The sequence below is a fragment of the Actinophytocola glycyrrhizae genome (assembly GCF_042653545.1).
Lineage (GTDB): Bacteria > Actinomycetota > Actinomycetes > Mycobacteriales > Pseudonocardiaceae > Actinophytocola > Actinophytocola glycyrrhizae.
Map to the genome: position 1 here is coordinate 237,903 of NZ_JBHSIS010000008.1, position 26,057 is coordinate 263,959.

General features: G+C 71.3%; 23 protein-coding genes, 1 pseudogene and 1 riboswitch. Of the genes and pseudogenes, 7 read left to right on the plus strand and 17 right to left on the minus strand.

The features are described from left to right. The 10 genes from ACFPCV_RS19625 to ACFPCV_RS19670 all read right to left on the minus strand — a co-directional run bounded on the left by ACFPCV_RS19625 (position 1) and on the right by ACFPCV_RS19670 (position 12,457). The gene (locus ACFPCV_RS19625) at positions 1–1,044 is read right to left on the minus strand and encodes an AAA family ATPase (RefSeq protein ID WP_378057682.1); all 1,044 of its coding nucleotides are present in this window, start codon (positions 1,042–1,044) and stop codon (positions 1–3) included. Then, complete coding sequence (locus tag ACFPCV_RS19630) at positions 1,041–2,510, minus strand: VMAP-C domain-containing protein (protein WP_378057683.1); 1,470 nt, start codon at positions 2,508–2,510, stop codon at positions 1,041–1,043. Before ACFPCV_RS19630 ends, ACFPCV_RS19625 begins: the two co-directional genes overlap by 4 nt. A 49-nt stretch (positions 2,511–2,559) precedes the next feature. Continuing rightward, entirely contained in the window at positions 2,560–3,501 is a 942-nt protein-coding gene (locus ACFPCV_RS19635) for an effector-associated domain 2-containing protein (protein ID WP_378057684.1), read from the minus strand. A gap of 149 nt (positions 3,502–3,650) precedes the next feature. Then, entirely contained in the window at positions 3,651–5,486 is a 1,836-nt protein-coding gene (locus ACFPCV_RS19640; protein WP_378057685.1) for a vWA domain-containing protein, read from the minus strand. Further along, positions 5,483–6,544 (minus strand): AAA family ATPase, encoded by a 1,062-nt coding sequence (locus ACFPCV_RS19645; protein ID WP_378057686.1) that lies wholly within the window; start codon positions 6,542–6,544, stop codon positions 5,483–5,485. Before ACFPCV_RS19645 ends, ACFPCV_RS19640 begins: the two co-directional genes overlap by 4 nt. Positions 6,545–6,778: 234 nt before the next feature. Beyond that, on the minus strand, positions 6,779–7,576 hold the full coding sequence (locus tag ACFPCV_RS19650; RefSeq protein WP_378057687.1) for an EamA family transporter: 798 nt from the start codon (positions 7,574–7,576) through the stop codon (positions 6,779–6,781). Between the two features lies 1 nt (position 7,577). Beyond that, positions 7,578–8,087, minus strand: a complete 510-nt coding sequence (locus tag ACFPCV_RS19655; RefSeq protein WP_378057688.1) for a MarR family winged helix-turn-helix transcriptional regulator — start codon at positions 8,085–8,087, stop codon at positions 7,578–7,580. A 3-nt stretch (positions 8,088–8,090) separates the two neighbouring features. Further along, entirely contained in the window at positions 8,091–9,569 is a 1,479-nt protein-coding gene (locus ACFPCV_RS19660; protein ID WP_378057689.1) for a CYTH and CHAD domain-containing protein, read from the minus strand. Between the two features lie 18 nt (positions 9,570–9,587). After that, positions 9,588–11,600: a hypothetical protein gene (locus tag ACFPCV_RS19665; protein WP_378057690.1), complete on the minus strand. Its 2,013-nt coding sequence runs from the start codon at positions 11,598–11,600 to the stop codon at positions 9,588–9,590. A gap of 53 nt (positions 11,601–11,653) precedes the next feature. Further along, positions 11,654–12,457 carry a class I SAM-dependent methyltransferase gene (locus tag ACFPCV_RS19670; protein ID WP_378057691.1) on the minus strand — a complete coding sequence of 268 codons (804 nt, stop codon included), beginning with the start codon at positions 12,455–12,457 and terminating at the stop codon, positions 11,654–11,656. 72 nt (positions 12,458–12,529) lie between these two features. Here ACFPCV_RS19670 and ACFPCV_RS19675 point away from each other — a divergent pair, with 72 nt between their 5' ends. Further along, positions 12,530–13,429, plus strand: coding sequence for a cation diffusion facilitator family transporter (locus ACFPCV_RS19675; protein WP_378057692.1), 900 nt, complete (start codon positions 12,530–12,532; stop codon positions 13,427–13,429). Positions 13,430–13,812: 383 nt separating this feature from the next. On the opposite strand, the gene ACFPCV_RS19680 is transcribed toward ACFPCV_RS19675, so the two are convergent. Beyond that, entirely contained in the window at positions 13,813–14,160 is a 348-nt protein-coding gene (locus ACFPCV_RS19680) for an ArsR/SmtB family transcription factor (RefSeq protein WP_378057693.1), read from the minus strand. A 52-nt stretch (positions 14,161–14,212) separates the two neighbouring features. Here ACFPCV_RS19680 and ACFPCV_RS19685 point away from each other — a divergent pair, with 52 nt between their 5' ends. After that, positions 14,213–14,761, plus strand: coding sequence for a TIGR03086 family metal-binding protein (locus ACFPCV_RS19685; RefSeq protein ID WP_378057694.1), 549 nt, complete (start codon positions 14,213–14,215; stop codon positions 14,759–14,761). A gap of 409 nt (positions 14,762–15,170) precedes the next feature. On the opposite strand, the gene ACFPCV_RS19690 is transcribed toward ACFPCV_RS19685, so the two are convergent. From ACFPCV_RS19690 to ACFPCV_RS19715, 6 genes and pseudogenes are all read right to left on the minus strand, one after another. Next, entirely contained in the window at positions 15,171–15,932 is a 762-nt protein-coding gene (locus ACFPCV_RS19690; RefSeq protein WP_378057695.1) for a carboxymuconolactone decarboxylase family protein, read from the minus strand. Then, a complete protein-coding gene (locus ACFPCV_RS19695; RefSeq protein ID WP_378057696.1) occupies positions 15,929–17,107 on the minus strand; it encodes an RNA polymerase sigma factor in 1,179 nt (392 codons plus the stop codon). Before ACFPCV_RS19695 ends, ACFPCV_RS19690 begins: the two co-directional genes overlap by 4 nt. Continuing rightward, complete coding sequence (locus ACFPCV_RS19700; RefSeq protein ID WP_378057697.1) at positions 17,088–17,450, minus strand: YciI family protein; 363 nt, start codon at positions 17,448–17,450, stop codon at positions 17,088–17,090. Before ACFPCV_RS19700 ends, ACFPCV_RS19695 begins: the two co-directional genes overlap by 20 nt. A 61-nt stretch (positions 17,451–17,511) precedes the next feature. Beyond that, positions 17,512–17,820 (minus strand): early set domain-containing protein, encoded by a 309-nt coding sequence (locus tag ACFPCV_RS19705; protein WP_378057698.1) that lies wholly within the window; start codon positions 17,818–17,820, stop codon positions 17,512–17,514. A gap of 128 nt (positions 17,821–17,948) precedes the next feature. Next, positions 17,949–18,116, minus strand: a pseudogene (locus tag ACFPCV_RS19710) (Orn/Lys/Arg family decarboxylase); the annotation flags it as partial. Between the two features lie 478 nt (positions 18,117–18,594). Beyond that, positions 18,595–19,395 carry an endonuclease/exonuclease/phosphatase family protein gene (locus tag ACFPCV_RS19715; protein WP_378057699.1) on the minus strand — a complete coding sequence of 267 codons (801 nt, stop codon included), beginning with the start codon at positions 19,393–19,395 and terminating at the stop codon, positions 18,595–18,597. A 101-nt stretch (positions 19,396–19,496) separates the two neighbouring features. Between ACFPCV_RS19715 and phoU the strand changes: the two genes are divergently transcribed. The 5 genes from phoU to ACFPCV_RS19740 all read left to right on the plus strand — a co-directional run bounded on the left by phoU (position 19,497) and on the right by ACFPCV_RS19740 (position 25,839). After that, on the plus strand, positions 19,497–20,150 hold the full coding sequence (phoU, locus tag ACFPCV_RS19720) for a phosphate signaling complex protein PhoU (protein WP_378057700.1): 654 nt from the start codon (positions 19,497–19,499) through the stop codon (positions 20,148–20,150). Positions 20,151–20,163: 13 nt separating this feature from the next. Beyond that, the gene (locus ACFPCV_RS19725) at positions 20,164–20,631 is read left to right on the plus strand and encodes an NUDIX hydrolase (RefSeq protein ID WP_378057702.1); all 468 of its coding nucleotides are present in this window, start codon (positions 20,164–20,166) and stop codon (positions 20,629–20,631) included. An 88-nt stretch (positions 20,632–20,719) separates the two neighbouring features. Further along, positions 20,720–20,917: riboswitch (cobalamin riboswitch) on the plus strand. Positions 20,918–21,012: 95 nt separating this feature from the next. Next, complete coding sequence (locus ACFPCV_RS19730) at positions 21,013–23,346, plus strand: ribonucleoside-diphosphate reductase subunit alpha (protein WP_378057703.1); 2,334 nt, start codon at positions 21,013–21,015, stop codon at positions 23,344–23,346. Then, complete coding sequence (locus ACFPCV_RS19735) at positions 23,337–24,386, plus strand: ribonucleotide-diphosphate reductase subunit beta (RefSeq protein WP_378057704.1); 1,050 nt, start codon at positions 23,337–23,339, stop codon at positions 24,384–24,386. The genes ACFPCV_RS19730 and ACFPCV_RS19735 overlap by 10 nt, the downstream gene beginning before the upstream one ends. Before the next feature lie 25 nt (positions 24,387–24,411). Then, the gene (locus ACFPCV_RS19740; RefSeq protein ID WP_378057705.1) at positions 24,412–25,839 is read left to right on the plus strand and encodes an amidohydrolase; all 1,428 of its coding nucleotides are present in this window, start codon (positions 24,412–24,414) and stop codon (positions 25,837–25,839) included. Positions 25,840–26,057: the final 218 nt, after the last annotated feature.

Consider the following 26,057-nt stretch of genomic DNA (forward strand, 5'->3'; position numbering starts at 1 on the left):
TCACCCCTCCGTCGACGAGAGCGGGTGCCAGATGGCGGTGAGCAGTTCCTGCCAGTCGCCGTCCGGCTGGTAGGCGCCCGACGTCGACAGTTGCATGGCCAGGTGCACGGCGTTGAGCAACTGGTCGGACGCGAGGCCGCCGGTCGCCTCGCTGCGTTCCACGAAGTCCGTGATCAGCCGGGAGATGTCGACCCCATCGGTCTCCCCGAACTGCGCCGCCACCATCGCACCGAGCTGCGCGAAGGTGGGCGGGTCGACGTGCAGCTTCAGGCACCGGCGCAGGAAGGGAGCAGGGAACTCCCGTTCACCGTTCGACGTGATGATCACCAGCGGGAACGACCGGCACCGCACCCGGCCCCTGCGCACCACGGCGGAACCGTCGCGGTCGTCGGTCAGCACCGTCACCTCGGGATGACGCGCCGCGAGCCGGGAGAGCTCCGGGATCTCGAACTCGCCGTCCTCGAAGACGTTCAGCAGATCGTTGGGCAGATCGATGTCGCTCTTGTCCAACTCGTCGATCAGCAACACCCGCGGGCGCTCGTAGGGCAACAACGCCGTGCCGAGCGGACCGAGGTGCACGAACTCCCCGATGTCGGGCTCCTCACCCCGCCGCGCGTTGATCTCCTGCACCCGCCCGATCGCGTCGTACAGGTACAACCCGTCCTTCAACGTGGTGCGGCTGGTGACGGGCCACCGCAGCACCGGCCCAAGCCCCAGCTCCCGCGCGACCAGGTAGGCCAGACTCGACTTCCCGGTACCCGGCCTGCCCGTCACCAGCAGCGGACGCCGCAGGTACAGCGCGGCGTTGACCATCGAAACCTCGTGCGGGCTCGGCACCCAGCCCGTGCCCCGCACACCGCCGATCCTGCGGTCGGCCTCACCGCTGTCGTCGGCGGGCGCCTCGCACACCGGTTCGCCGGCGAACCGGCGCCACGGCGGTGGATCCGGCAGTTTCTCCGCGACGCCGGGAAGTCCTGTCCCCTGATACACGTGCCAGTCGGCGCGTGACTGCTCACCCGGCACCGCACTCGTCCCGCTGCTCACGCCACATTCGCCTCCCTCGGCGGTCCGAGGTCGGGCGGGACGACCAGTCGGTGCGGGTCGTCCCAGAGCATGGCGAGGCGGTGTCCGACGTGCTCGGCGTGCGACTGGTACGCGGTCGTCCGCACCTGTTTGATCCGCTGGAGAACGGTGCCAGGACCATCGCCGTGCAACAACTCGCGTGCGGCCGCCAAGAACGCCTCCGAATCGCAATCCTCGCGATGCCAGACCATGACCGGCACACCGGCCCGCAACCCGACCGCGACTTCGTCCCCGCCGTTCGCCGAGCCGTCGGGCGGGGCACTCAGCGTGAGCGATACCAGTTTCGCGTTGTTCTCGAAATCTGCGACCAGCCTACGGATGTCGTCACCCCCCTCGCCACCCCGAGCCGACTCCGGATCCACCGCTCCGTACTGCTGCAGCTGACCAGTGAGAACAGTCCATCGCGCGTGCCACGAACGATGCCACTTACCGGTCTGCATTCGATCCAGTGAGCGAATTGCGAATGAGTAACGACATCCGATCGGCACCGGCAGCGTGCTTTCCACTTCCCACGGCCACTGATCGACGTCGAGGTTCAATAATTCACCCGAAAGAACTACTTCGATGCGGATGTCCGGCTGATACTTCGCCCATTTCGTCTCCACTTCCTCGATCAACACCGCTACCTGGCGTTTGACACCTTCAAGGGTGCCGAAGAAGTCGTCGCCCCGCTCGGGGTACCAGCCCTCGGAAAGGTCGATCTGCATCCAGTGGCACAGCTGGTACCGGTCACCGGCGAGCCCGACGCGCCGCAGCATCAGCACCAGGTACGCGGGCTCGTTCGGGGCCGGACCCGGTGGCGGTGCGTGGAAAGCGCGCCGGAGCGCCTGCAGTTCGGTGATCAGCTCCAGCCTGCTGGCCTGCCGGTCGGACCACCGGCGCAGTTCCGTGGACAACTCGGGACGCCGCCCGTGCGCGAGGTGTTCGACGAACACGATCGGCTTGGGCAGACCGGTCGCGTCCGCGTTCAGTGTCTCCAAGGTGAAGAACACCTCGCGATACGTTGTCTCGGCGGGCAGTGCCGGCGCGTTGACACCGGCAACTTCGTGGTACAGCTCGACGAGGTCCTTGAAGATCATCCCCGACAGCAGGCCGAACAGCCGGGCGCGTTCGCCCTCCGGCCACATCTCGTCCGCGTCCCGCTCCGCGACGATCCTCCTGACCTCAGGCAAGTAAATCGTTCCCTCGTCGAGAACGCCTAGAACCTCGGTCAACGCGGGCAGTCCGTCCGGGCGGCGTTGCAGTGCCTCGACGATGTTGATCAGGTGCTGTTCTATCCGCGGGCTCTCCTCGATGGGCAAATGCCCCAGGCGGTCGGTGAGCAACCGGACGACGAGGTTCCTGTCCTGCACCGAAGACAGGCACGGCAGTTCCCGCAACGCACCGATCAGCGGCCACAGCGCACCGCCCGCGTTGCCAGACGCCACGAGCTTCTCCTTTCCGGACCCAGGAGGTCCGCATCGGCGAGGCGGGGCGTTACGCCGCCCCGGTCAACAGTGTCATCAAATGGTTCAGCGGCACCGACCCACTCGGTTCCTGACCAGAAATCGCGGTGACCAGTTCCACGACGCCGCCCTCGAAATCGAGGCAGGTGCGCAGGATGCTCATCACGTGCGCCCTCCGGTTGGGGAAGTACCGGATCGCGCCAGAGAACCGCAGTTGTTCCACCACCAACGACCGGGTGTGCTCGCCCTGCATGCAGGGAACCGCCTCGATCGCGTCGAGGACCTGGAAGAACTCCGGTGTGGCGGGCCGCACCACCGGAGTGACGAGCACCGATCCGTTGCCGGCGGACGCGACCGCGGACCGTCGTTTCTCGACCTCGCGTGACTCCCGGGGCACGCGGCGCTCCCCGTCCGGCAGCCGGATCCAGCCGAACCCGTTGGTCTCCTTGACCTCCACGGCGACCTCCTCGTACTGGTCCGGCGCGTACTCCCGGTGGTGCCGGATGACCTCGTCGTAGAACCAGACCGAGGCCATGACGGCGAGGACACCGGTGGACTCGCGCAGCGCCTCCTTGAGCGCGGGCGACTCGAGCAACCGGAAGGCGTGGATGATCGCCGGTCCGGTCACACCGCGCCCGTCCCGGGTGATCTCCCCCGCGTGCAACACCAGCCGCATCTGGATCCGTTCCTCCGGCGGATGCGCCTCGTTGTGCGCCTGAAGTGCGGAGACCAGCGCCACGGGCAGTCTGTCGGCGAACGCGCCCTTCTTGACGGTCGCCGGGGCGAGCGCGAGGATGCCGTCGCCCGCGCCCTCCTGGTAACAGTCCTCCCACGGAATTCCCGACCGCAGGAACGCCTGTTCAACCGAGGAGTACATCCCTTCACGCAACGCCACGTAGTTCGGGCGTGTGCGGGGCATGCCACCGAACCCGGCGATGTCGACCGCGCAGATCGTCGTGTGCTCGTCATCCATACCGCTCACCCCCAACTCGCTTCCGTTCAGGATGCCTACGGCAATTGACGCGGGCAAGCCGCGAACCGGCCTTGCGGCGGCGGCTACGCGGATGTGTCCATGATTTGTCCGGTGCGGTCGCCGGAACGCCCGGTCGCCCGGAACGCCGGTCAGCGGACGCGGAACACCGGGCCCTTCGGTGTGAACGGGAGCCGCGCACCGGCCGGGACCAGGAACGCGTGCTCGCGGCTGACCCGCACCACGTCGCACTCACCGTCGGTGATCACCAGGATCGGGCCGTCCGCCGGGAAGTCCCCCGCGTGCTCGATCAGCCGCACGCCCGGCTGCAGCACGGTACCGCCCCTGCCGCGGACCGTCACCCGGCCCGCGATGTCCGACGGCGCGAGGTAACCGGCGTCGTGGGCGACCGCGTCGCAGAACACGACGCGCGCGGCAGGCACGTCCCGGGCGGTCGCGTACGACGCGATCGCGCCGAGCGCCTTGCCGAGCAGTTCGGTGCCCATCGACCCGGACGTGTCCAGCACGACCCCGAACGTGTGCTGTCGCGTCAGCTCGTCCGGGCGCGCCTTGCCCGGCCGGGGGACGTCGGGGGTCGCGGCCTGGCGACGGGAGGGCCGCGCGTAGGTGCGCCTGGGCTCCTGCGCCGGGACGTGCTCGTCGAACCAGCGCGCGAGCCGCGCGTCCCACGGCAGCGGCGGGTGCTCCAGCGCCCGGATCTCCTCCTCCAGCCCGCCGGGCACCAGACCCCGGCCGCTGGTGCGGTGGTACTCGAGACCCTGCGTCAGCGCGCGGCGGTAGAAGTCGTCCAGGTCGACCTGTTTCGTGCGGTCCCACGGCATCGGCCTGCCCACCGCGCGCCGGGAGCCGCGGCGCGCGACCGCCTCCGGCTCGGACAGCCAGTCACCGAGCACGTCACCCGACGGGGTGCCCAGCGTGCGCAGCTTGCGGGCCCGGCGCAGGTCGGTGACGAGCGTGTCGTACACGGACTCGGCGGACAGGCCGGTCAGCCGCGGGTCGTGCAGGACGCCCTCCGGGATGTGCCCGACGGCCATCGCGACCAGCCAGCCGTTGATCACGAAGTCGCAGGCCACGTTCCACAGGTGCGGTTCGCGGCCCTGCGCGCGGCGGTCGTGGCCGAGCGCGGCGTGCAGCATCTCGTGTGCCAGCACGAACCGCCACTCCTCCGCGGTGAGCGCGGCGTGCGGGTTGACGTAGACCTCGCCGTGCTCGGCAGACACCGCGGCGAGGCTGATGTCCCACGCCCGCGCGACCTCGACGTCCGCCACGATCGTGAACCCGGCCGCGACCGCACCGAGCAGCGGGAAGGACGAGGTGAACCACGACAGCGCGCGGTCCCACTCGCGGCGCGGGCGCTGGTGCGCGGTCTGCCCACGGGACTCGGCGGCCCGCGTGATCGCCGCGGTCGCGGCGTCGGTCAGCCCGAGCGCGAACAACTGGTCCCAGTCGGGTCTGCGCACCGGGTGGCAGTCGCCGGCCCGAGACGGCGCCAGGCAGGGGCGGCTGCCGTTCGTGCCGAGCGTCGCGTACTCCGGTGGCACACCGGTCTCCCGCCAGCGCCTGGCCAGCGCGTCCTCGTTGTCGCCGGGCAGCTCGGGCACCAGCACCAGTGCCCGGCCGACGCGCAGGGTCTGCGCGAACCGGTTGACCGCGACACAGCAGGCGGCCACACGGACGCGGTCGAGCCGGTCGTCCTCGTCGGTGTGGCCGAGTCCCAGGTGCAGCAGGAGGTGCGCGAACACCCACGCCCACTCGGCCGGTTCGCCGTCGCGTTCGGCGTTGACCGTGAGCATGCCGTGCCCGTCGACGACGGCCCACGCGTCGGTGCCGGTGAGGCTTTCGCCGGCCCGGCCCCGAACCGCTTCGCGGAGCCGGCCAAGGACCGGGTTGGCACCGACGATCGCCCAGCCCGCGACCCGCGCCTTCTCCCTGCGCGCACGACGCTCGGCGTCGGCGGTCCTGCTCATGACCGTGCGTCGACGAGCCGGGGCATGTCCCTGGCGGCCTCGACGAGGAACCACGCGGGCAGCGGCGTGCCCTGTTCGTCCTCCGCGATGACGAGCTGCGCCATCTCCAGTGCGATCTCGGCCAGCTCCACCAGCAGCGTCTTGGCGCGGAAGGCGAACTGCCGGACGCCGCCGGACGCGTGCCGCCGGTCGGCTGGCAGCTCCTTGCCGAGCCGCGCACGGAAGGTCTCGGCGAGGAAGTAGAGCAGGTCGCGGTCCTCCGGCGCGTCCGGCCACCGCCGGTCACCCTTGATGATCGCGTCCAGGTCGTAGGCGTGGCGGGCGACCTTGAGGTAGGAGCGGAACGCACCCGCGTGCCGCGGGCTGAGCGTGCCGTGCGCGAGCAGTGCGACGGTGTCGTCGTCGAGTGCGTCGTCGCCGTAGGAGTGCAGCACGTCGGACAGCATGTGCCAGGCCCTCGGCGTGGAGAACGGCTCCTCGGTCTTGGGCGGCGCGCTCCACAGGTGGTCCGGGCGCTGGGTGAGGTACTCGACGATCCACGGGTGGATGCCGTTGTCGACCGCCCACGTGAGCCAGTCCGCGGCCGAGGCGCGCAGGTGGACGTGGACGAGCCGGTTGACGAGTGCCGACGCCATCGGCCGGGCGAGTGCCTGGTCGGTGGCGCGGTTGCCGGCCCCGAGCACGACCGACCCGGCGGGCAGCTCGTAGGACCCGATGCGGCGGTCGAGGATCAGCGAGTAGAACGCCTTCTGAACGTCGGGCGCTGCCGCGTTCAGCTCGTCGAGGAACAGCACGTACGGGGTGTCCCGCGCGATCTGCTCGGGCGGGCAGAACTGGCTGCGCCCGTCGACGATCCTCGGCACGCCCATCAGGTCCTCCGGCGCGAGCTGCGTGCCAAGCAGGGACACGCAGTCCAGCCCGAGTGCCGCGGCGAACTGCCGCACCAGCGACGACTTGCCGATGCCGGGCGCACCCCACAGGAACACCGGACGCACGACGGCGACGTTCAGCAGCACCTCGGGCAACTGCGCTGGCGTGACCGTCCGGCCGGCGTGCACGTGGAACCTCCTGTGGCGTCAGGACATCCCGTGTGCGACGCCCCCTTTCCGTGGGAGATGATCGCGCGTTCCCCGTTCCCGCGCACCGGGTTTTCGCGGACACGGCGGCGGCACGGGCCACCGGCAAAGGGGTGTGCCGGGGCACCCCCAGGGCCCCGGCACACCGGGGCTGATGATCGGGCACGCGGCTAAGTCCTGACTACATTCCGGACCTTCCGCAGGTCAGCGCCCTGGTCAACCGACGACGAGCAGCCCGGTCGCCGCCGCGCCCGCCACGAGACCGGCGATCTGGGCGCGTGCCAGCCGCTCGCGGAGCAGGGTGATTCCCAGCAGCACGGGGATGACCGGGTACAGCGACGACAGCACGACGGCGACGGTCACCAGCTGCTGCCAGGTGGCCAGCAGGTAGCAGGTCAGCGCGACCGCGGCGGTGGCCCCGCAGGCGGCGGCCGGGACCACGGCGGTCACGGGTCCGCGCACGGCGGGCAGCACCACGAGCGCGGCCGCCACCCGCCCCGCGACGACCGCCCACAGCCCGGCGTCGGACTGCGCGAGCGCGAGGTACTGCACGGCGATGCCGACGCTGGCGAGCAGCGCGTCGGTGACCCCGTCCGGTTTCGCTGGGCCGCTGGTGTGCGCGACCAGCCACAGCGCGGGCACCGCCACCGCGATCCCCGCCCACGCGAGCGCAGAGGGCCGGTCGCCCAGCAGGGCAACGCCGACGACGACCGGGATCGCGACCCCGCCAACCGCGCTGACCGGCACCACGACGCTCATCGCGCCGCGGCTGATGCCCCGGTACAGGAACAACATGCCGAAGCCGGTGCCGACACCGGAGAGCGCGCCCCAGGCCAGCCCCTGCGGGCTCACATGGGCGGGCACGAACGGCGCCACCGCCAGCGCGAGCACCAGCCCGCCGACCTGGCCGACGAACGCGACGTTGCCGAAGTGCGCGCGGCGGGACAGCACCCCGCCGACGTAGTCCGCCACCCCGTACGCGACCGCGGAGGCCAGGGCGAGCAACGCACCCACGTCAGCCTCGCCCGCGGTCCCGTTCCGCCTGGCCCACCGGGCACACCGCGCCCGACGTGCAGGCGGACCGGTCGCACAGGCGGCACATCAGCTCCGCGCTGCCGATGTCGTCGTACAGCCGGGCGAGGAGCTTCTCCAGCAGCCCGCCCAGCCGCGCCCGTTCGTCGTCGGGCAGGACCGACAGCACGCCCGCCAGCGCCTCCGCCCGCGCCGCGAGCAGCTCGTCGGCCACCCAGCGGCCGGACTCGGTGAGGCTCACCAGCACCGACCGGCCCGCCCGCGAGGAACGCGCCGCCAGCCCGGCGGCCACCAGCGAGTCCACCAGCCTGGTCGCCGCGGACTGCGTCAGCCCGACCCGCCTGCCCAGCTCGGTGCCGCCGACCGGGCCGGCGGCCAGCACCACGACCGCGGCGGCACTGCTCGGGTTCAGCCCCGCCGTGACGTCGCGCACGCGGTCGGCGACAGCCAGACCGCACGCACCGAGCAGGTTCGCCAGCCGTAATTCATGCATGCCTCATGCATTCCACGGGCGCGCCTCCGTCAAACGCCGCCAGTACGCCGGGTACACCTCCTCGACCCGCGCGCACCGGGCCCGCTCCCGCTCCAGCAGCAGCCCGTAGGTGAAGCCGTTCTCCCCCGCCATGTGGGCCTGCATGCCCAGGTCACGCAGGACCGGCTGGGCGACCGTCCCGTCCTGGTGCTCGCCGAGCACCTTCGTGAGGTCCTTCGCCCGCTTCCGCGCCTCCTTGGCCGCCCTGCCGAGCGCGGGTTCGGCGGCCTCGAGTGCGTACCGGTACCGCTTCGCCGCCTTCCGCGCCCGGTGCGGCGTGTCGTCCGACAGTCGGCGCTTCGTCTTCCGGTAGGCCCGCCGCAGGTGCTTCGGCAGCTCCTTCGCCGCCCGCTTGGCCGCACGCGGTCCCAGGTCGGGCTCGGCGAGCAACCCGGCCAGGTCGTCGAGCATCCCGCGATACCGCTGGTCGGCCAGCGTGTCCGTCACGACCTCCCGGGCTGCGGCGGCCGCGGGCGAGAAGTGCCTGGTCAGCCGCCCGGACACCGGTCCGACGACCAGTTCCGACGGCAGCGCGGCCACCGCGGCGCGCAGGTGCTCCTCCAGCACCTCCAGGTCCCGCGCGTCCGCCAGCCGCCGCCCGAGCCACCGCAGGTCGGTGCTCATCCGTTCGGTCCCCGGCAGGAGCCGCCGGTACACCCGCAGCACGGCCCGCAGCCGCCGCGCCGCCACCCGCATCTGGTGCACCGCGTCCGGCGCGTCCCTGCGCACCAGCAGGTCCTGCGCGACGAGCTCGGCGAACTGCGCGCCGACGTACGCGAGCACCGCGTCACCCGCGGTGCCGTCGGCGGCCGGCACCGCCACGGCGGGCGGCGGCACCACCCGCGCCACCTTGGAGCTGTGCGCGGCCCGCCGGATGCCCGCCTTGCGCAGCACCTTCTCCGCGCCCGCCAGGACCCCGGCCGCGCCGGGACCGGCCACCTCGACCTCCAGCTCCCGCCATTCCTCCACGTTGGACGAGCCGTCGAGCCTGGTCGCGCTCACCCGGTCGTCGGTCACCTCGGCGACCGGCCCCCCGTCGTCCCCGGCCAGCTCCCACACCCGACGGGACGTCTTGAGCTGGGCGATCGGGCGGAGCACCGCGCCGCGGGTCATCGCGAGCGTCAGGCCGACCAGCTCCTCCGGCGGCGCGTTCGTGGCGCCGGAGGGGTCGTCGTCGAGCGGCAGCCGCAGCTCGGTGCGCGAGTCCTCGCCCGCTGGCACCTTGAGGTGCCAGCCGGCGTCCTCGCCGCCCGTTCGCCTGCGCAGCGTCGCGCCGTACCGGGCGAGCCGCTGGTCGGCGGTGTCGAAGTAGACGGCCGAGAGGTGTTCCGACCGTGGCCCGTGCACGTCCGCGACGCCCGGGATGTCCGACCACTTCGGCAGCTTGGTGTCCGCCGCGGCCTCGTACTTGCGTTCGGTCTCGGCATGGGAGGTGACAGCCATGCCTCCATGATTACCCAATCAGGACACGAACACCCGCTCCCACGTACGCAGGTACACCTCGGCGCCGCGGCTCATGTCCCCGACGACCTCCTGCCCGTCCGGCCCGGCGACGATGCGCAGGTCCTCCAGCCAGTCCGGCAGCAGACCGTAGTGGGCGAGCCCGTCGGTGTTCACGTCGAACACCCGCTCCCCGGTCCGCTGACGATCCACAGTGGACCCGCCGTCGAACGTCGGGAACGGGTACCGGACGGTCGACCCGGCCCTCGGCGGTGGCTGGTGACCGAACCCGCCGGTGTCGAAGCCCGCGCCGAAACCGAAGTCGGCGCCCGGTCCGGCAGCGGCCTTCATCGAACGCCACTCGCCGAGGAACTGCTCGGTGCCGTGGCCGTAGGGGACCGCCATGCCGCCCAGCGCGTAGATCCTCGGGTAGAAGGTCGGATCGACCCACGAGTGGCTGGACACGACCCCCGGGTAGTTCCGCGCCTCCAGCAGGTCCAGTGCCTGGCCGGTCGCCTTCACGCTCATGTGGTCGATGTCGATGAGCATCCCGCGGTCCATCATGCCCCGCATGGCGTACGCGCCGAGGTCGGTGAGCCCGTTCACGTTGCAGTGCGGCGCGCTCGGGTACACGGGGAGCGTCACGCCCGGCGGCAGCAGTGCCCCCAACGGGCCGGAGAGCAGGTCGGCTTGGAACTGGATCGTGTTGTCGTGCGCGGCGGTCGCGCACTTCTCGACCTGCCAGAACCGGCCGGTCGAGGCGAAGTTCGCGGCGTTGATGATCGTGCCCGCGACACCTTCGTCGAACCGCACGCCGCACAACGCGTTGTCGAACTTGTGGCACACGAACATCCGCCGCACACCGAGGTCGTACAGCTCGTCGAGCCCGGCGTCGATGTCGGCGCGGTCGCACAGCGGGGTCCCGTTGCGGATCCCGCACCCGAACGGCTGCGACACCTCGACGCCGAGCACCACCGCGAGCTTGCCCTGTTCGATCACCGCCCGCGCCTGCGCCGGGTCACGCACGATCCGGAACCAGCCCCGGCCCGGCCCGCCGTGCTGGTCGTCGATGAAGTCCTCCAGCTCGTGGATCCGCTGTGCCTGCAGGCGGATCGACGCCATGTCGTCGCACGGGTTGGACTTGACCGGGTAGATCTCGCACAGGGCCTCGTTGTTCACGAACAGGTTCGTGTACACGCGCAGCCCGCCGCGCCACGCCCGTTCCAGCCAGCGGTAGTACATGGCCTCGTGCGTCCACGAGTTGTGCTTGGGCCAGTCGGCGAACGTGGGCCAGCCCTTGGTGTCGTGGGTGAAGGTCGGGTAGCCGCCACCCGCGAGGTTCTCCCACCAGGCGCCGAGGCCGTGCGGTTCGTGGTCGGGGCAGTCGACGAGCGCCGCGGTGATGCCGTACTGGCTGAACGGCGCGCCGCAGTGGATGTCGCCGCCGATGAACTCGTACGCGGTCAGGTGGCTGTGCAGGTCGGCGAGCCCGCGGACCTCGCCGTCGACGGTGCCGGTGAACGGCTCGCCGGCGACGTTCAGCTCGGCCTCCGGCGCGGTCGCGCAGCCCGATGACGGCACGAGCGTGAACGGAGTCGCGGTGGCCCGCAGCGCGAGCGTCCTCAGCAGCGGGTCGACGGCGAGCTGCCGGTTCGCGGCGACGGCCGTGACCGTGACCGCGTCACCGGCGGCGGTCAGCCGCCAGTTCGTGTCGGCGCTCGCGGCCCGGGCGGCCAGCACACCGAGCGTGCCGAGACCCTGCCCGAGGAAGTCGTCGCCGGTGCCGTACATCAGGTAGGTCGCGGCGCCGGTCTCCTGCAGGCGGAACGGCTGCGTCGCGGCGCCGCCGGTGGCCTGGTAGCCGCCGAGCGCGTTGCGTACCACGAACTTCCCGCTCGGCGCCCTGAGCGCGACGCACGCGCCGTCGAGCGCGGCGACGTCCGGTGGCGCGGCCTGCGCGGCGGGCACCGGCATGCCGAGCGCGGCGACGGTGAGCACCGCGGCGAGTGATCCGAGCAGGCGACGACGGCGCATGGCGACCTCCGTTGGTCCGGCCGCTCCAGATCTACCCGCCAGTAGGGAACAGGTCAATCCGCCGAATGACGGGCAGTCGCCACGCCGGTGACGATCGTGCGGCGCTGAACGAAGTCCGCCGGGCCCAGTTGCGCCAGCCGGGCGCGCGCGGCGGCCACGAACTCGTCGCGTGCCGCCCGCTCCAGCCCGGCGTACCGGCGCGCGGTGTACCCGAGCCCGGTGTACCGCACGACGAACTCGTCGACCGTCGGCCGGTACTCCCAGTCGACCGGCCGCATGTCCGCGTCCGCGAACCCGGCCGCCGTGACCAGTTCGGCGAGCTTGTCCGGCGAGTCGACGACCTCGTGGTTGGCGAGCAGCGACTCCTCCTGCGGCGCGCCGTGCCGGTCCAGTTCCTCGTTCCAGACGTCGACGGCCTTCATCGGCTGGTCCGGCCCCCACGTCGCGAGACCGAGGACACCGCCGTCGGCGAGCACCCGGTGCGCCTCCCGCAGCCCGGCGGGCGGGTCGGGCAGGTGGAACAGCATGAACGCGGCGACGGCGACGTCGAACGCGCCGTCCAGGAACGGCAGGCGGGTCGCGTCGGTGAGCACACGCGGGAAGTCACGGGGCGCCCTGGCGAGCATGCCCGGCGCGCGGTCGATCCCGGCCACGAGCGCGGCGGGGGCGGCGGTGCGCAGCGCGGGCAGCAGTGTGCCCACACCGGTGCCGACGTCGAGGACGCGGCGTGCGCCCGCGAGCGGCAGCCGCTCCATCAGCCCGCGGCTGACCGGGTGGAGGGCACCGGCCCACGTGCGTTCGTAGGTGTCCGCGGCGTCGGAGTAGTGCTGGGCGAGGGCGCGAACGGCGTCGGTCACGATGGCCACAGTAGCCAATCACTTGCACCTGCATCGTTGTCGCGTGCGTACATGAGCACATATCATCGAGCCATGGGACACGGTCACGGGCACACGCACACGTTGCCGTCGAGCAAGCGCGGCCTGCGTGCGCTGTGGGTGTCGTTCGCGGCGCTCGCGGCGACCGCACTGGTGCAGGCGCTGCTGCTCGGCGTGACCGGCTCGGTCGCACTGCTCGGCGACACGCTGCACAACGTCACCGACGCGCTCACCGCCGTGCCGCTGGGCATCGCGTTCCTGCTCGGTAGGCGCGCGGCGACCCGTCGGTTCACCTACGGGCTCGGCCGCGCCGAGGACCTGGCCGGGCTGGTGATCCTCGCGGTGATCGCCGGTTCCGCCGTGCTGGCCGGGTGGCAGGCGATCGACCGGCTCCTGTCACCGCGCCCGGTGACCGGTGTGCTGTGGCTGGCGCTCGCGGGCGTCGTCGGGTTCGGGGGCAACGAGGCGGTGGCGCGGTACCGGATCCGCGTGGGCCGCGAGATCGGGTCGGCGGCGCTGGTCGCGGACGGCCTGCACGCGCGCACCGACGGGTTCACGAGCCTCGCGGTCGTCGCGGCGGCGGGTGGCGCGGCGCTCGGCTGGTCGTGGGTGGACCCGGTGGCCGGCCTCGCCATCGCGGTCGCGATCGGGTGGGTCCTGGTCGGCGCGGCCCGCGAGGTGTTCGGCAGGCTGCTGGACGCCGTCGACCCGAAACTGGTGGACGACGCGGAGGCGGCACTGCGCTCGACCAGCGGCGTGCGTGCGGTGGACCGGCTGCGGCTGCGGTGGATCGGCCACCGGGTCACCGCAGAGGCGACGGTCGCCGTCGACCCGGAACTGACCCTGGCCGCGGCCCACGACATCGCCCACGACGCAGAACACGCACTACGGCACGCGGTCCCGCAACTGGTGGACGCGACGATCCACGCCCACCCCGGCCAGTCCCCGCCCTAGATGACTGATTCCGTGAAGATCATGTGAAGTGGCTTGGCGCAAGAACCCGTCATCAGGCACGACACCCATACCAACGTGGGCGCCCGACGGGGCGGGCCGATGCCGTGAAAGGCGCATTCACGGCACAACCGGTGCCGTCGATGGCACATTGACGGCGCTGAGCGCTGTGAACGGCCCATTGACGGCATTGCGGATGCCGTGAACGCGCCTTTCACAGCACCAAACCCCGGGCGCTACGCTCCCGGGCCCGCGAAGCGGGCCCGGGCCAGCGCCGAGACCGGCCCGTCCGGCGAGGACAAACCCACCACAACGTGAACCGGAGCCACGCGACCAGCACACGACAACCGACCACCGCCTCTCGCCGACTTCACGGAATCAATCATCTAGTCCCCGTCCGGGACGTTCGACACCCGGTGGTGCGCGGCGGCGACGGCCTCGCCGAGCATGCGTTTCACGTGCCCGCCGGTGGCCCGGTAGACCGCGCGGCGCCCGTCCCTGCGGGTGGCGACGAGCCCGGCGATCCGCAGCTTGGCGAGGTGCTGCGACACGGCGGGCCGCGCGATCCCGACGGCGGCGGCGAGCGTGGTCACGTCGTACTCGTCGCCGCACAGCAGCCACAGCATCCGCAACCGCGTCGGATCGGCGAGCATCCGCAACGCTTCGACGGCCGCGGCGACGGTGTCGTCGGGCGGGAGCTCCCGCCACTGCGTGAGCTCCACGGGTGCGTGCATACGCACACGATGTCACATGTCGAGTGCGGCGCCACCCGTTCGTCCTCGGCACATGGAGCTGTACACACAAGCACAGGACGAGTTCGACAAGATGCTGGCCGCGGTCCCCCCGGCCGGCTGGACCACGCCGTCGATGTGCCGCGACTGGACGGTCCGCGACGTCGCGGGGCACGCGATCTGGGGCCAGCGGCAGCTGCACTCGTGGGCGACGGGCGCCCCCGACCCGGCCCCGGACGGCGCCCCTGGCATGCCGACCCCGGCGGTCATGGCGGGCGAGGACCCGCTGACCACATGGCGCGCGGCCCGCACGGTCCCGTCCGGCGAGGAGCTGAAAAGGACGGTGACGATCACCGGCATGGGCGAGATCCCGGTCGCGGCACTGCTGTCGCTGCTGGTCACCGACCTCTCCGCGCACACGTGGGACATCGGGCACGCACTGGGCCTGCCGGTCCGCCTGCCACCGGAACTGGTGACGGCGTCGTTCGACTGGGCCCGCGACCACGTGGTGCGCAGGCCGGGATTCTTCGACCAGGAGGTGCCCGTCGCCCAGGACGCCGACGCGCAGACCCGCATGCTGGCCTTCCTCGGCCGGACCACCTAGTCCGCCTCCTCGAAACCTGGGTGCTCCCTTGGGCTGGGGGTTTGTCCTAGCCGGACGGGCAGGTCTCGGGGTGGCGGAGGGCTGTTGGGCTGCGGCTGGGTTCGGGTCTGCCTGCCAGGTCGACGGGATGGCAGGGAGCCCCTTTGGGGTGGGCTTACGCCACCATCGGGGTTGCGCGGGCAGGCGCCCGCTTCGCGGGCAGCGCCCGCTTCGCGGGCAGGCGCCCGCTTCGCGGGCAGGGCGGTAGCGGGCTGGTTCGGCGCTCTGAAGGCTGACGGCGTTGGCGATGCCCTGAAAGGCGCGTTCAGGGCGCTGGGCGCCCTGAAAGGCCCATTGACGGCACTCGTTGTGCCGTCAACGCGCCTTACGGCACCGGCCCACGCCTGCGGGACGGCACTTCACATGATCTTCACGGAATCATCGTCTGGTCGGCGTCGTAGTCCTTCAGGGCGGCGCCGACCGCGGCGGCCACCGTCACCTCGAACACCTCGTCCTCCGAGTGCGCCGCCAGCAGCCGGGCGATGTCCGCGTCCGTGATCCGGTAGGACGCGTCGCGGACCATCGCCGTGTACGACCGCCACGGTTCGTCCGGCTGGCCGGCGGCCGCGGCCGCACGCAGTTCCCGGTCGGTCACCGCAGGGGCCGCGAACACCGCGTGCCGCAGGTTCTCCACGGGATCGTCGTGCCCGGCGTCCTTCCCGCCCGCCAGCAGGAAACCGGGGAACCGGTACCCGAACCGGTGCAGTGCCCGCGTCCCGGTGTGCACCTGGTCGCCGCGCAACGCGAAGCCGAACGCGTTCCCCAGCCGGTTCACGACGTCCCACACCAGCGTCACCCGCGCCGCGTCGCGGACCGCGTGCGCCGGCGCGTCCTCGACCGCCCTGGTCTCGGCCGGGTCGTGCGCCGCGAGCCGGGTCATCTCGGCGTGCGAGTCGAAGCAGAACGCGCACCGGTGCCGTTCGGCGACGCGGCGGGCCATGTCCTCCCGCTCACCCACCGTCCAGTACGACGGCCCACGCATCGCGGTCACGGTCAGCGCCAGCAGCGGCCGCGCGAAGAACTCCGGGCGGTACAACAACATCCGCACCACGTCGGGCGCGTCGCGCGAGGTCATGCGCAGGAACAGGCGACCACGCAGCCGGTGCCCGTCGTCCAGACAAGAAAGCCTCATGAGGTCTCCAGTAGTCGTCCGGTCAGGAAGCGGCGGTCGGCCGGATCCGTCGCCAGGTCGTGCGCCCGCCGGTACGCTTCGGCGGCCTCGCCGCGGCGGTCCAGTCTCCGCAGCAGGTCCGCGGGGGTCGCGTGCCACAGGTGGTACCCGGTCAGCCCGTCGATGCGCTCGACCAGCGCCAGCCCGTCGGCGGGCCCCGCCGTCTCGGCCACCGCCACCGCGTGGTTCAGCGCCACCACCGGTGTCGGCGCCACCACCAGCAGCGCCTCGTACAGCGCCGCGATCCGCGTCCAGTCCGCCGGTGCCCGCGTGTGCTGCACCGCGATCATCGCCTGCAGCTGGTACTGGCCGACCGTGCCGTGGCGCAGTGCCCGGTCCAGCACCCCGACCGCCTCGGCGATCAGCGCACCGTCCCACCGCGCCCGGTCCTGGTCGGCGAGCAGCACGAGGTCACCGTCGCGCGTGCGGCGGGCGGCCGACCGCGACTCGTGCAGCAGCAGCAACGCGACCAGCCCCATCGCCTCCGGCTCGTCCGGCATGAGCGCGGCGACCAGCTTCGCCAGCCGGACCGCCTCGGCACGCAGATCGTCGTCGGCCGGGTAGCCGTGCGTGTAGATCAGGTACACGACCGCGAGCACGCCGGCCAGCCGCTCGGGCAGCAGGTGGTCCGGCGGCACGGCGAGCGAGATGCCCGCGTCGCGGATCTTGCGCTTCGCCCGCACCAGCCGCTGCGCGAGCGTGGCCTCGCCGACCAGGAACATCCGCGCGATCTGCCCGGCGGTCAGTCCGACGACGGCCTGCAACGTCAACGCGACCCGCGCCTGTTCGGCGAGCGCGGGATGGCAGCAGGTGAAGATCAGGCTCAGCCGCTCGTCACCCACGCTGACCAGGCGTTCTCCCGTGGGGAGGTCGGCGGTGGGCACCTGTGCCTCCTTCTCCCGGCCGCGGCGCGCACGGCGCAGCCGGTCGACGGCCCGGTTGCGGGCCACGGTCAGCAGCCACGCGACCGGGTCGTCCGGCACGCCGTCGGCCCACCTGCGCAGCGCGAGGGCGCACGCGTCCTGCAGCACGTCCTCGGCCAGCTCGAAGTCACCGACCGCGCGCAGGAGTGCCGCCAGCATGCGCGCCCGGTGGCCGCGGTAGACCCGCTCGACCTCAGCGGCTGTGGTCGACACCGGGCACGCGCACGACCGGCCGGACCTCGATCGACCCCACGGCCGCCAGCGGGCACATGGCGGCCAGCTCGAGCGCCTCGTCCAGGTCGCGGCAGTCGAGGACGTAATAGCCGCCGAGATGCTCGTGGGTCTCCACGTACGGCCCATCGGTGATCATGGTCCGGCCGTCCCGGACGGCCACCGTGGTCGCGGCGCCCTCCTTGGTCAGCGGGTCGCCCGCCACGAACACACCCCGCCGACGGCACTCGTCGGCGAACGCGTTCACCCTGGCCAGCGCGTCGGCGAAGCCGGGGTCATCCGGCTCCGGCCGGTCACAGTCGTAGATCAGCAGCAGGTACTGCACGTCTCCTCCTCGCGGGTGTGCACTGAGGATGACGAACAAGCATGCCGCAACTCGACAGGGGTCAGCGAGATTTCCGCACCGGCGGGATCGCGACGACGACGCTGTCCTGGCCGACCTGCCGCACCTCGGGGTGCTCGGTCTCGTTGCACCAGTGGCCGCCCTCGCCGAGGTAGCGGAACCGCACGTGGGCGCCGTCCGGGACGGTCACGGCCACCGAGCGGGTGCCGTTGCTGCGCGGCCGCAGCTCGTGCGCGCCGGGCCGCCACTCGTTGAAGTCACCGACGACGCTCACCCGGCCGTTGGGCGTGTTCGGTCGCAGGACAAAGGTGACGCGCACGTCTCCGGAGCGGTCGCGGTCGATCTTCAGCATGACTCTCCACAGTCGATCTCGTCGGGGATGCGGAGGACATCATGGCCCTGTTCGCCGGGGTTCGCCCGCAGGACAACGCTTCCGGGTGACGCCCCTGGGCGAACCCGCTTCGATCAGTGGGCCCGTGTTCACCTGGCGACCACTCGTACGGACTTCAGCTCGGCGTCCACCGGGTCCGGGACCCGCATCCCGGCGGCGAGCCCGCTGCGCACGTAGTCCAGCACCGCGCTGATGATCACCTCACCGGGCAGCACCGCGGGCGCACCGGGCGGGTACGGCGTGATCATCTGCGCGCTGACCCGCCCCGGCGCGTCGTCGACGCCGACCTGTTCGGTTCTCGCCGAAGAACGCGTCCCTCGGCAGCATCGCGGTCTCCAGCTCGAGGTCCCTCGGCGACGGCAGGTCCACGGGGTGCGGCACGGGCAGGTCGGCCAGGCGCATCGCGCTCACCGCCCGCACCAGCGCCGCGACGGGGGTCGACACCCCGGCCCCTGCCGGTGCCCCGGTGGGTTGAACGGCGTGAACCTGCGGTCACGGAATGCCTGGAGAGCCTCCAGGACAGGCGCACGGCTGTGCTCCATGGTGCTTGTGTGCCCAAGCGGTCAACGGGCGAAACCGCGGGGCGTCCAAGCCCGCCCATTCCTGCTCATGCGCGAACGGCTCGGAGTCGATGTCCTGGCGCCATGCCTCGAAAAGGGCGATGAGCTGGGATTCCGTCGGCTCCACGATCCGGTACGTCGCCTTTTCGAGCATTGCTGTTACCGCCGTTCAGCGTCACCGGCCAGGATCGAGGTCTGCCACCACCCCGAAGTGGTCACTGGGCCATACCCCGTCGACGGGTTCGTCAAACGTGCGTGTGCAGTAGGTCACTCCCAATGACGGCCCGGCACGGCCGCAGCGGATGAGGACGTAGTCGATCCTGCGGTCGAGATCGCTCCGCCAGTGCTTCTCCATGATCGGGGTCAGCGACGGCGCGAACGTGGGGCCCGGCTCGCTGCCGTGCGTCAGCTCCCACGCGTCGCGGTAGCTGACGCTGGTGCCGTCGAGCGCCTGCACGCCGCGCCAGAACCGGATGCTGTCGGTGTCCGGCATGGCGTCCATGTCCCCGGCGAGGACCACGTGCTGGCCGGTCCGCTCGACCAGCTCCTCGACGAAGCCCGCGGTGAGCACCGCCTGCCTGCCGCGCTCGTACTCGAGGTTGGTCGCCCACGACGGTTTGTGGTTGACCAGCAGCAGCGGCACGTCGCTGTAGGGCCAGTGGATGTCGGCGATCAGCGCGCTCGCGGGGAAGTCGGCCGTGCGCGGGCCGACCTGCAGGTCCAGCTCCCGGACCACGCCGATCGGCCAGCGGCTCGCGATGGAGATGCCGGAGCCGTCCGGTTCGCGCAGCGGGTGGTGGGTGACGTGGTAACCGTCCCCGAGCACCTCGGTAACCTGGTCGTAGCCGGCGGTCGCGACGGCTTCCTGCAGCGTCACCACGTCCGCGTCGAGCCGCCGGAACCAGCTCGCGGCCGCGGGCAGGCGGCGTGGCCAGTCCATGTGATGGCCGAGCAGGTTCTGTGTGACCACGCGCATGTCTTCGAGTCTGGCGCGGGGCTTCCCCGTTCGCATGACGATGACGCTTGGACCACGCGCGGCCGGGGTATGTCCTATCTGTCGGGAAGGGTGGCGTTCTGATGCGGGAGACGTTCCACAGCGAGCTCGCCGAACTGCGGGCACTGCTGGCCAGGATGTGCGAGCAGGCGGCGACCGCGATGCGCCTCGCGACCGGGGCGATGCTGTCCGCCGACCTCGACGCGGCCAAGGGTGTCCTCGCCGCGGACGCCGCGATCGACGAGATGCGCGACCAGTGCGAGGAGATGGCGCAGCAGATGCTCGCGCTGCAGGCCCCGGTGGCGGGTGACCTGCGCCTGGTGCTGTCCGCGATCTACTGCGCGGAGCGGGTCGAGCGCATGGGCGACCTGGCGGAACACATCGCGAACACCACGTGCCGCGTCCACCCCGACCAGGTCGTGCCCACCGAGCTGCGCGACACGTTCGACCGCCTGGGTGCGATCACGTCCGACATGTCCGCGCGCCTGGTCGAACACGTGGCCGCGCCCCGCGCCGGCGCGTTCGCCGAACTCGACGCCATCGACCAGGAGGTCGACGACCTGCACGCGGACGTACTGCACAAGATCACCGCGAAGGACTGGCCGCACGGCGTCCCGATGGCGACGACCCTGGCACTGGTGGCCCGCTTCTACGAGCGCTACGCCGACCAGGCCGTGTCGGCAGCGAAGCGGGTCGAGTTCGTGTGCACCGGCGAGACACCCACTCTCCCGGCCTGAGCACCCGAACACCGTGACGTTCCCGGTCTCCGTCAAGGGCGTGGTGCTGCACGAGGACAAGGTCCTCCTGCTGAAGAACCCCCGCGACGAGTGGGAACTCCCGGGCGGCAGGCTGGAGATCGGCGAAACCCCGGAACAGTGCGTGGCCCGCGAGATCGCGGAGGAGACGGGCTGGCGGGTGCACGTGGGCCCGGTGCTGGACACCTGGCTCTACCACGTGGAATCCGTACACCGCCACGTGTTCGTCGTGACCTACGGCTGCCACCCGAACGCCCCGGCCGAGGTGGTGCTGTCCACCGAGCACGTGAGCGCAAACCTGTTCCACCAAGCCGAAATCTCCGCCCTGAACCTCCCGCGCGGCTACCACCGCGCGATCGACCTCTGGTTCAGTCACCCAGAACGCTCACGTAGGCAGCCCCCACCCGAACCCGGGGGGCGGCCCAGGTCCAGTCTACCGGCGGACACCGACAACCGGCCGTAGTCGATCTTGCCTGTGGACAACCTGGCGTGCTGTGGACAACGACACACCGACACAACATATGGGCGCTACTCCTGAACTAGCCCCTATGTATAGTGATCACCGAGCTGGTTCGACCACCATGCCATGGTGGTCGTCGCAAGAGGGAACCCGGTGGGAGTCCGGGACTGCCCCGCAGCGGTGAACGGGAACGAACGCCGTCACGAAGCACTGGACGCGAGTCCGGGAAGCGACGGTCAGTAGGCGTCTGCCCGTGAGTCCGAAGACCTGCCCGCTCCCCCGGCCGCGCCGCTGCCGGGTGCATCCGCTTGCCCCGAGGGAGGGCGCGCGGGGACGACCCACCTGTCGGGGTTCTCTCGCGCGCCCGAAAAAGCGAGGAGAACCTTGACCACGATCCAGGACACGATGCGCGTCCGGAAACGCAGTGGGGAAACCGAACCGGTCGACATCGACAAGATCATCCGCGCGGTCGCCCGCTGCGCCACCGGACTCCCGGCGGTGGCACCGCAACGGGTCGCCACCAGGACGATCAACGGGCTCTACGACGGCGCCACCACAGAAGAGCTCGACCGCCTCTCCATACGGACCGCCGCCGAACTGGTCGCCGAGGAGCCGGAGTACTCCCGGCTCGCGGCCCGCCTGCTCGCCACCTACATCGACAAGGAGGTCCGCGGTCACGGCGTCCACTCGTTCAGCCAGTCCATCGGCACGGCCCACGAACTCGGCCTGATCGGCGACGACACCGCCACGTTCGTCGCCACGCACGCCCGCAAGCTCGACGACGCCATCGACCACGACGCCGACCGCCGCTTCGAGTACTTCGGTCTGCGCACCGTCCACGACCGCTACCTGCTCCGCCACCCGAACAGCCGCACCGCGCTGGAACGCCCGCAGTACTGGCTCCTCCGTGTCGCGTGTGGACTGTCGAACACCCCGGCCGAGGCGGTCCGCTTCTACCGGCTGATGTCGTCACTGGCGTATCTGCCCAGCTCACCCACCTTGTTCAACTCCGGCACCCGGCACACGCAGATGTCCTCCTGCTACCTGCTGGACTCACCGCGCGACGAGCTCGAGTCGATCTACGAGCGCTACGGCCAGGTCGCGCGGCTGTCGAAGTTCGCGGGTGGCATCGGCATCCAGTGGTCCCGCGTCCGCTCCCGCGGCGCGTTGATCCGCGGCACCAACGGCCACTCCAACGGCGTCGTCCCGTGGCTGCGCACGCTCGACTCGTCGGTTGCCGCCGTCAACCAGGGCGGCAGGCGCAAGGGCGCGGCCTGCGTCTACCTGGAGACGTGGCACCCGGACATCGAGGAGTTCCTCGAACTGCGCGACAACACGGGCGAGGACGCACGCCGCACACACAACCTCAACATCGCCAACTGGATCCCGGACGAGTTCATGCGCCGGGTCGAGGCCGACGCCGACTGGTCGCTGTTCGACCCGGACGAACTGCCGGAACTGCCGGACCTGTGGGGTGAGGCGTTCGACCGGGCGTACCGGGCCGCGGAGCAGGCCGGGCGGGCGGTGCGCACGGTCAGGGCCCGCGACCTGTACGCGAAGATGATGCGCACGCTCGCCCAGACCGGCAACGGCTGGATGACGTTCAAGGACACCGCGAACCGCACCTGCAACCAGACCGCGGCGCCCGGCAACGTCGTGCACCTTTCCAACCTGTGCACGGAGATCCTCGAGGTCACGTCCGACGAGGAGACCGCCGTCTGCAACCTCGGCTCGGTCAACCTCGGCGCGCACGTCACCGGCGGCGAGATCGACTGGGCGCGGCTGCGGGAGACCGTGCGCACCGCCGTCACGTTCCTCGACCGCGTGATCGACATCAACTACTACCCCACCGAGGAGGCAGGCCGCAGCAACCCGCGCTGGCGTCCCGTCGGGCTCGGCGTGATGGGCCTGCAGGACGTGTTCTTCAAGCTGCGCCTGCCTTTCGACGGCGACGAGGCCCGCGAGCTGTCGACACGGCTCGCCGAGGAGGTCTACCTCACGGCGCTGGAGACGTCCGCCGACCTGGCCGCGTCCGCAGGCGCGCACCCGGCGTACGCGCAGACCCGCGCCGCGCGCGGGGACCTGCAGCCGGACCTGTGGGGCGTCACGCCGAAGCAGTCCGACCGGTGGGCGGCGCTGCGGACCAGGGTCGCCGAACACGGCCTGCGCAACTCGCTGCTGATCGCGATCGCGCCGACCGCCACGATCGCGTCGATCGCGGGCTGCTTCGAGTGCATCGAGCCGCAGGTGTCCAACGTGTTCAAGCGCGAGACCCTGTCCGGCGAGTTCCTGCAGGTCAACGCATACCTGGTGGCAGAGCTGAAGAAACACGGGCTCTGGACCGCCACCACACGCGACCAGGTCAAGCGCGACGACGGCTCCGTGCAGGGCCTGAGCGCGCTGCCCGCGGAGTCACGCGAACTGTTCCGCACCGCCTGGGAACTGCCGCAGCGCGCACTGATCGACCTCGCCGCCGCACGTGGCCCGTACGTCGACCAGAGCCAGTCGCTGAACCTGTTCGTGGCCTCGCCCACCATCGGGAAGCTGTCGTCGATGTACCGCTACGCGTGGGCGAGCGGCCTGAAGACCACGTACTACCTGCGGTCCCGCCCGGCGACCCGCATCCAGCAGGCGACGGTCAGTGCCACCGTCGGTGCCGACGACGCCGCGGTCGCCTGCTCCCTGGAGAACCCCGAGTCATGTGAGGCATGCCAGTGACCAGCACCCAGAACACCAGCCTGCAGGACAGCTCCCGCAAGCAGGCGCTGCTCGACCCGGGCATGGACCTGACGCTCCGCCCGATGCGCTACCCGCTGTTCTACGAACGCTTCCGCGACGCGATCAGGAACACGTGGACGGTCGAGGAGGTCGACCTGCACTCCGACCTCGCCGACCTGAACAAGCTGACCGACGCCGAACGGCACCTGGTCAACCGGCTCGTCGCGTTCTTCGCCACCGGCGACACGATCGTCGCGAACAACCTGGTGCTCAACCTGTATGAGCACGTCAACGCGCCGGAGGCACGCCTGTACCTCTCCCGGCAGCTCTTCGAGGAGGCCGTGCACGTCCAGTTCTACCTGACGCTGCTCGACACCTACCTTCCCGACGACGAGGATCGCGCGGCCGCGTTCGCCGCGGTGGAGAACATCCCGTCCATCCGGGACAAGGCCGAGTTCTGTTTCAGGTGGATCGACTCGATCGAGCACCTGAACCGGCTCGAGACCCGGGCGGACCGGCGCGCGTTCCTGTTGAACCTGATCTGCTTCGCGGCGTGCATCGAGGGCCTGTTCTTCTACGGTGCCTTCGCGTACGTGTACTTCCTCCGTTCCCGCGGGCTGCTCAACGGCCTCGCGTCCGGCACGAACTGGGTGTTCCGCGACGAGTCCATGCACATGGCGTTCGCGTTCGACGTGGTCGACACCGTCCGCCGCGAGGAGCCGGACCTGTTCGACGACGAACTCGACGCCCAGGTCCGCCAGATGCTCCGCGAAGCCGTCGACGCCGAGGTCCAGTTCGCCGAGGACCTGCTAACCGGCGGTGTCGCTGGGCTCACGCTCACCGACATGCGGGAGTACCTGCGGCACGTCGCCGACCGGCGCCTCGCCGCGCTCGGCCTCGAACCCGAGTACGGGTCGACGAACCCGTTCGCGTTCATGGAGCTGCAGGACGTCCAGGAACTGTCGAACTTCTTCGAGCGCCGTGTGTCCGCGTACCAGGTGGCGGTGACGGGCACCGTCAACTTCGACGAAGATTTTTAGCACCGACTTCCAGCACTATGTCCTCATGGCTCTGCTTCTGCGTGATGTGACGATCGGGTTCACCGGGCGACGCGCCGACGTGCGTGTGGAGGGGCGTCGCCTGGTGGCCGTCGAACCACCCGGTCTGCCCGCCGACGGCGCCGAGGTCGTCGACGGCAACGGCGGCACGCTGCTGCCCGGCCTGGTCGACGCCCACGCACACCTGCTGCAGTGGGCCAGCTCCCGCCAACGCGTCTCGCTCGCCGGTGCCACCTCCGCCGCGCACGCCGCGGAGCTGATCGCGGCCGCGGGCCCGAAACCCGGCGAGTTGTTGCAGGGCGCGGGTTTCCACGCCGCGCTCTGGCCCGACCGCCCGCACAGGACGCTGCTGGACCACGTGCTCCCGGACCAGCCGGTCGCACTGTTCAGCAACGACCTGCACACGCTGTGGCTCAGTTCGGCGGCCATGCGCATGATGAACGTCGACCACCCGACCGGTGTGTTCATCGAGGACGAGTGCATGGCGCTCACCGCCGCCCTGCCCTCGCCGTCGACGGACATCACCGACCGCTGGGTGCTCGCCGCCACCGAGGCGGCCGCCGCACGCGGCATCACGACGATCGCCGACTACGAGTACACCGACACCATCGCCGACTGGCGGCGCCGCGGCACCCCGGCGACGCGGATCCGGTGCGTCATCGCCAAGTTCCTGCTCGACGAGACGATCGAACGCGGCCTGAGGACCGGCGCTCCGGCAGGTGACCTCCTCACCGTCGGCCCGCTGAAGATCTTCATGGACGGCTCGCTCAACACCCGCACCGCCTACTGCCACGACCACTACCCCGACGGCACCTACCACGGTGAACTGCTCGAACCTCTCGACCAACTCCTTCCCGTTCTCCGCAAGGCCGTCGACAACGGCATCGGCCTAGCACTGCACGCGATCGGCGACCGCGCCAACACCCTCGCGCTCGACGCGTTCGACCACCTCGGCGTCGGTGGCCGCATCGAGCACGCCCAGCTCCTCGACCCGGCCGACGTGCCGAGGTTCGCCGCGCTGGGCGTGGTCGCCGGTGTCCAGCCGGCACACCAGCCCGACGACCGCGACGCCGCCGACCGCCACTGGGCGGGCCGCACCGACCGCGCCTACGCCTTCGGGTCGCTGCACCGGGCAGGCGCCACCCTCGAGTTCGGCTCCGACGCGCCGGTCGCCACGCTCGACCCGTGGGAGGCCATCTCCGCCGCGGTCACCCGCACCGACGACGACCGGCCCGGCTGGCACCCCGAGCAGAGCCTGCCGCTGGCGGTCGCGGTCGCGGCGAGCACCGGCGGCCGCGGCACGTCTGTCGCGGCGGGCGACCCGGCCGACCTGGTGCTGGCAGGCCGGGACCTCACCGGCCTGCCCCCGAGCGAGCTAAGAGACCTCCCGATCCAGGCCACCGTCCTCGACGGCAGGCTCACGCACCGGGCGTGACACCAGCGAAAACAGCTCACCGGCGAGCAGCAGGTACGTGGCGGCATGCCAGATCGAGTCGGTACCGCACGCGCTCGCCGACCCGGTGCGACTGCGGATCGTCCGCGAACTCGCACGAATCGGCCGCGACGGTGTCGCCCGCGGTGCGATCGACCTACCGGTCACGAAGTCGACCGCACCCATCACCTGGCGACAGCACGGTTTCCGGGTCGGTCGGC